This window comes from Streptomyces sp. NPDC049627, assembly GCF_044465645.1.
Classification (GTDB): domain Bacteria; phylum Actinomycetota; class Actinomycetes; order Streptomycetales; family Streptomycetaceae; genus Streptomyces.
On sequence record NZ_JBITLW010000014.1, the window covers coordinates 1 to 6427 of the forward strand.

A 6427-nucleotide genomic window follows, 5' to 3' on the forward strand; every position below is an offset into this window, starting at 1 on the left:
ATCCACGGCCGCGACTGACGTTTCCCCATGCCCACATCAACGAGCGATCAATTCAACAGTCACATGATCAACCCGCTTTTGTTAGAGCCAGTAAGCCGCGGGCTGTTCACCGTGATGCAGGACGCCGACGGCGACCTCCCTTCCAGGTATCCGGTGGCCGGCACCGTCCGGCCGTGAGCAACCGCGCACGTGTAACTGGCACGTGTCTGGACGCGGGTCGAGCCGGGCAGCAGGGTCAAGGGCGGGTCGTATGTGCTGGTGCTGGAGCCTGTGCACAGAACGTTCTCTCGGTGCACAGGCTCATGGGCCTGACCCGCTGGAGCCCAGACCACCGACGAGGCCACCAGGGCCAGGGAACTCATCACAACTGCTGTGCCATGTCTGCCGAACATCCACCCTCCACGGAATCCGTTCTTCACGAGGGTTGTCACTACCCCAGGCCGCTTCTGCTGTCCCCGGCTCATGAGTCACGCCACCGGCGCACCACGCGCGGTGCGCGTGGGAAATGACCCCCACGCCCCCCGAACGGGCGCCCTGATCATCACGGCCGACGGGTAGGAGAGCCCACTCGGATCGAAGCGCTCAACTCGAACACCGTGAGGAAGGAACCTCGATGGACCAGACAGCTGCGCAGAAGCTCGTCTTCGCCATGCTGGACGCGGATGGAGACGGAATCGTCTCCAGGGAGGAATACATGGCGCGCACCAGGAACGCGGCGCTGGCTATGGGACTCAAGGACGACGACCAGCTCGTCGTCACCGCACGCACCCTCGGCGAGCGCGCGTGGGCATTGATGGACGCCGACGGCGACGGAAAGATGACCTTCGACGAGTACGCGGCATGGGCCGGCGCCGAGGCATTCGACAACGTCTGCGCACCCGTCCTCGGCGCCCTCTTCGACCTCGCCGACACCAACCACGACGGCGCCCTCGACCTCTGCGAGTTCACAGCCCTGCGCACAGCACTGAACAACCCGGTCACCAACGCCGAGGCAGCGTTCACTGCCCTGGACACCGACGGCGACGGCCGCATCAGCCGCGACGACTACATCGCGTCCATCCGCGCTCACGTCACAGGCGAAGGCTCTCCCATGGGCAGGGCGCTGTACCGCAGGCCGCTATCCGATATCCCAGCGTGATGATCAACGCGCGACACGGAAGCCAGCAGTGACGGCTGATCTGGGTCGACTCCAACGCATCTGCTTCGGGTAGAGAAACACCTCCTTAGCTTGTTCCTTAACCTCGGGCCCGGTCGCGTGGTGACTCTTTGGAGTGATCGCAGGGTATGAGGGCGGCCTTCCTTGTGATCCTGAACTCTGCGACCGGGTACCGGAGTTCACGAGGAAGGCCGTGTGAGCTGACCGACGCGCTGCTGCGCGCGGAAGGTGTACCAGCGAAGCCCTTCTTCGGTTTCGGCGCGTCCTGCTCCGCCTGCCGGATCCGCTCCACCAGAAGATGTCCTCGACGGCGTTGGGGCAGCGCGTCGGCGTTCGGGCGATGGTCAGCAGGCGTCGATGAGTTCTTCGATGTGGCCAGCGAGACGGTGGTCGGGGAATGGAGCTGATCGCCGGCGACTTCGTCGACCTGGAGGCGGTCGGCGGCTGCGCAGGGTACGTGGGAGTGGCTGTGCAGTTGTGTCGGCAGCGGGAGCAGTGATGTCCTGCGAATGTTGGTGTCGTCGACACCACGCACCTCACACCCGCCCAGGCCGCCCTGCAAGATCACAGAGGCTGCCAACGGTTTCAGAAAACGACCTGCCGGCGTTGACCCCCGCAGGTGACAACAAGCCTGCCTATGTCACGACTAGCGTGCTTCGGCTCAGTTCCTGTGACTGAGCAGCACGCCAGTTGGTTGTGACCGCGCTTCCGTGATGGCTCCGACCGCTCACGGAGTTGTCTCGGCCGTTCACGGCGATGTGGATCGGCGACCGTAGCTGGAAGCCCCGGCTCTAATTCCGGCGTAGCACTCGGGTTGCGCCTGCCGCGACCGTCGTGGCCAGAAGCCAGCCAGTGCCGATGAGTGCGACGGCGCTCCATTGCATCATTCCGCTCGGCGCGTAGGAGCGTTCCTGTCCCAGGTCTACTAGGGGCAGCAGCAGGTCTAGCGTGTAGATCGCGGGCTGGAACGGCGGTGGCGTGCCGTCGCCCACGGCCATGGGTGGCCAGACAGCGAAGCAAGCCGTTCCAGTTGTCAGCAGACACAGCAGCAGCCATACGGCACGAAGGGGGCGGTAGCCGTAGCCCACCGTCGCGTCCTGGAGAAGGCTCCACAACCTGGCAGGGGGCGGCAGCGTGCGCCGCATTCTGCGGTGCCTTGCGACCAAGACGGCTCTGGCATCGGCGTCCTGGCCTTGACGCCGATAGGTGGCGGCCAGCTGTTCGTACGGCTGGGGCACGAACCCGGCAGGGTCACGGCCCAGCCAGGGCAAGCGTTCCCGAGCCGGGAGTGCGGGGTGCAGGCTGTCGTATGCGGCGCCGTCGAGGATCATTCCGGTGGGCCAGGCCGCGGGAGCGTCCTCCAGCAGCCCTATTTTGCTGTGGCGTAGATCGATCACGCCGGCCGGTGCCTCGCGCATGCGAAGCGAGAGGGTGGCTGTGGATGATCCGAGAAAGCTCAGGGCCGACTCGTCGGCGGGCGTGTCGAGGACAGCGTCATCGAGGCAGACACGGCTGCGGACCGTGACGTTGATGAGGGATATCCTGCCGTGCACGGTGAAGCCAGTGCACAGGAGCGCGCCGCCGGTCTCAACTCCGTTGGCGTTCAGGGCGGGTTGGCCGTTGAGTGCGTTGAGTTCGGCGCCTTCGAAGAGAGCGGAGCCACCGAACCGCGAGTCACGCAGGTTGATCATGCCTTGAGCGATGAATCCATCTCGGCAGTTGAGGTCGCCGCCCACGCGCAGTCGGGAGGCGTTCAGAGCAGCATCTGTACTCGGCATGGTGGAAGAGACGTCGAAGCGGGCTCCCTTGAAGAACACACTGCCGCGCACCGAAGTGTCGCTGAGAATGACGGGGCCATGCACGACCAGACCGTGCCCGGACCAGATGTCGCCACCCACCTCTGCAGCGCACATGAGCAGAGCGTACGCACCCGGTCCGGTTCCGGGGCCGGCTAGTTGGCAGTCCTCCATCCTGATTGATCCGCCGATGGAGGCCCCATAGAGGTTGATCTGCCCGGTGCCCGTGAAGCCGGAGTCCATGAACAGACCGCCGCCCACGGTGAGCTCCGGCGCCCGAAGCCCCGCGTCGCCGCTGATGCGCGTGCCTCGCAAGACCAGGACGTCCTGTATCCGGGCGCTGTTCAGGAGCACGGCGCCGGTGCAGTCCAGGGCCGATGCCCAGAAGTCCTCGCCCACCTCGACGGACTGCGCGTCGAGCGCGGCCTTGCCATGGGGCGGATGCAGGGCGGTGTCCGTCAAGGACAGTCGGTTTCCGACCGTCAGGGAGCGTAGATCCACCGTGCCGGTGACGGTACAAGCAGTGATCTCGCACTCGTGGGCGACACGGGCACCGACGAGGCTCAGTCCAGGCATCGTGCAGGCTCTGAGTTCGAAAGCGGCGTCGAGGTGCGCGTTGTCAAGCCGCGGAGTCGCGTCGAAGCTGCATCGGTCCAGGCGGACCGAGCCGGCGACGGTGACCTCGGCAAGGTCCAACTCTCCAGTGATATGTGCGCCGCGTAGCCACAGGCGGGCCTGACAGCCGCGGTGGGGCGAGGGCGCGGTGACCAGAAGATGGCGGAGGGCGGTACCGCGTAGCTCGGGAACGTCCTCGCACCACTCGCCGGACCGATACGCCTCCCACATCAGCCGCTCGCGCGTGCTCCATTCGTCCGGCGGGTCGTCCTGCGCCAAAACGGCACCCCCCTGTGCCCTGAAAAAGAGCGGTCCAAACGGCTCGTCGTCACCCCACTACCGTGTCGGCCCTGCTTGACTCTCAGAGCATCGGGCCCGCCCGGAACGGCCGACAAGGAGGCAGGCCAGAGCTTCGACACAACCCCATCCTGGTTGTGTACGAGAATGGCCTGCAGCAGACGTATCACGGAGCTTCTTCGAGCTGGCCACCAATCAGGTGACGGTCCATGACGCGCAACGAGCGAGGCCCCCGAGCTGCTGATCGAGATGTCTGATGTCTCAACCACGTTGCTCGGGGGGGGGCTCGCTGGTCATCTATCCTGCCGCACTCGACCTGACGCATGCGCTCGTGGAGTGGGTGACCATGCTCGTCGTCACCGTGAGCTCGACCGGCGCTGCAAGCTCCGCCCGTCTCAGCGTGCGATGGTGGCACTGGTGTACCTGCGTGAACACACCACCCTCGCGAAGGTCGCCGCCGGGTTCGGGATCAACGGCTGCGGTCGGCTCTCGGCTCCCTGGGCCTGGCACTCGCCGGACGAGCGGCGGCCGGTTCGCGGAACTTATCGGCATCTGGTCAGCCGCAGCACCGTCCTGCGGACGGTTCATGCGCCGGCAGGGCCGACCCCGCCGCCTCCGACGCCGGTCGCCGTCGACGAGTACGCGATGTGCAAGGGCCGCCTCTACGGCACGGTGCTGGTGCACATGGACACTCGACGGCCGGTGGAGCTCTTGCCCGACCGGGAGCCGGAGACGCTCGCCGCCTGGCTTGCTCAGCACTCACGGATCGAGGTCTCTGCCGTGACCGGGCCCTGTTTTGCGCGAAGGGCGCCACGCGGATCAGATCCGCGAGATAGTTCAAGGTGGCGCTCGACAGCCGCAGGCGGGCGGTGTAGACACGGCCGTCAGGGCCCTCGACGGTTTCGTTGGCTTTCTTCACACCGAACTCAACTACCGTCGGCGGCAGGTCGGTTACACCCACCCGCTCTTCGAATCCGGCGACTACGGGCGCACGGTGAACTTGCCGTCACCCCGCTTGTGCGGCCAGCCGCGATCGGCCAGCTTGGCCAACTTCCCGCGCAGCGGCTCCAGCTTGCCCCGCACCCCGGTGTCCAGACCCAACGCCTCACCGACGGCCCGGGTGGCGACCGGCCTGCCGCACGGCGGCCAGGATGCGCTGGAAGTCCGCCGGCAGCGCGGACCCGGCCACCCCTGACGCCCGGTCCGGGACCAGCCGCACCGCCCGACCCGCCAGCGGCGACTCGGCCGTTGCCCGCTCGTCAGCGAGCTGCTCGCTCATCCGCTGCCACACCCGCACCGCCACGGCCAGCTCGTCCCGCTCGGCCCGCACCTCGGACAGCTGCTTGACCAGCTGCTCTTCGAGTTCATCCAGCTCCGCGCGGCGCGCGGTGATCCGCTCATGCACCTCGGGGTCCACCATGCGCCGGAGCGTACGAGCGCAACGCGCGATGGCGGATGAGAAGCCGGAAACCCGCACCTGTCAGACGATCTACGCCCCAGACTGCCGCTTACCGAGCAGCCCCGGCATCAGACCGTCCGGATCCGGTCCCGCACCTCCGGCCGTACCTCGAACCCGGCCGCCTTGTACGTGGCGACGCCGCCGACGTTGGAACTCGGCGTGCATACACGTACGCTCGACGAGCCCATCTCCCGCAGCGCGGCCGCCCCGGCCACGGTGATCGCCCGGCCGTAGCCGCGACCACGGTGGTCCTCGTGGACGCCCATCGGCTCGACCAGCCCCGGCTTCCCCGGGCCGGCCGACCACACCGTCACCACCGCCGCCACGCTGCCCTGGTCGTCATAGGCGCCCAGGCAGCGGGCGTCGGCGTAGAACGGTCCCGCCGACATCGCGTGCCAGTACTCGCGCGTGGGCCGCGAGCTGTTGAACGCCGACCGCAGGACGTCGGCGAAGTCCTGCGCCTGCTCTGGGCCGATCGACTTGATCCGCACGCCGGGGTCCTCCACCGGCTCGGCGAGGTCGCGGAAGAGCGGCGTCCACGGCTCGTCGACGCCCCAGTCCTCCTTGCTCAGCAAGTCGTGGAGCAGCAGGCCCAGCGGCGCCTCGATGGACACCGCTCCTTCCGGCAGCACGCCGCGCTCGGGCAGCGAAAAGTCCTCGACGAGCCGCCGCGCCAAGTCCTCATCCTGGAAAGCGTCCGGAGCGACCGTCATCCGCACCAGAGTCGGCGAGTCGAGCATCCCGACCGCGAGAATCCGCCCGTCCCGACTCCAGGTCCGGACCACCTCGGCCGTTTCGGCCGTTCCGAACCGGTAGTTCCAGGCGATGTCCCCGGAATGCAACTGCATCGGCGCTTCGTCGTACTGCCATTCCCGCAGCGCGGCCATGGCCTCGCGTACCCCGTCGACAGTCGGCGTACCCAGCACAATCGTCATAGCCGGGATCAGACACTCCATCCCGAGGGTCTGCAACCGATTAACCGGGCCGGGGGGGGGGGGGCCCCCCCCCCCCCCCCCCCCTCCCCATCAAAAAAAAAAACAACCACACACGGGGGCCCGGCGGCGCCGCCCGGGGGGGGGGGGGGCGGGGCCAGCACCGCGCCCG

General features: G+C 67.4%; 4 protein-coding genes and 1 pseudogene. 2 read left to right on the top strand and 3 right to left on the bottom strand.

Annotated features, from left to right (window positions below; translation table 11 throughout):
- Positions 1 to 613: 613 nt before the first annotated feature.
- Positions 614 to 1138: an EF-hand domain-containing protein gene (locus tag ACIBU0_RS33150; protein WP_398825963.1), complete on the top strand. Its 525-nt coding sequence runs from the start codon at positions 614 to 616 to the stop codon at positions 1136 to 1138.
- A gap of 809 nt (positions 1139 to 1947) precedes the next feature.
- On the opposite strand, the gene ACIBU0_RS33155 is transcribed toward ACIBU0_RS33150, so the two are convergent.
- A complete protein-coding gene (locus tag ACIBU0_RS33155) occupies positions 1948 to 3846 on the bottom strand; it encodes a hypothetical protein (RefSeq protein WP_398825966.1) in 1899 nt (632 codons plus the stop codon).
- A gap of 307 nt (positions 3847 to 4153) precedes the next feature.
- Between ACIBU0_RS33155 and ACIBU0_RS33160 the strand changes: the two are divergent.
- Positions 4154 to 4338 (top strand): annotated as a pseudogene (locus ACIBU0_RS33160) (transposase family protein); the annotation flags it as partial.
- 631 nt (positions 4339 to 4969) lie between these two features.
- Here ACIBU0_RS33160 and ACIBU0_RS33165 read toward each other — a convergent pair.
- Both ACIBU0_RS33165 and ACIBU0_RS33170 read right to left on the bottom strand, forming a co-directional pair.
- On the bottom strand, positions 4970 to 5284 hold the full coding sequence (locus ACIBU0_RS33165) for a hypothetical protein (protein ID WP_398825969.1): 315 nt from the start codon (positions 5282 to 5284) through the stop codon (positions 4970 to 4972).
- Between the two features lie 107 nt (positions 5285 to 5391).
- A complete protein-coding gene (locus ACIBU0_RS33170; protein WP_398825971.1) occupies positions 5392 to 6258 on the bottom strand; it encodes a GNAT family N-acetyltransferase in 867 nt (288 codons plus the stop codon).
- Between the last annotated feature and the right edge of the window lie 169 nt (positions 6259 to 6427).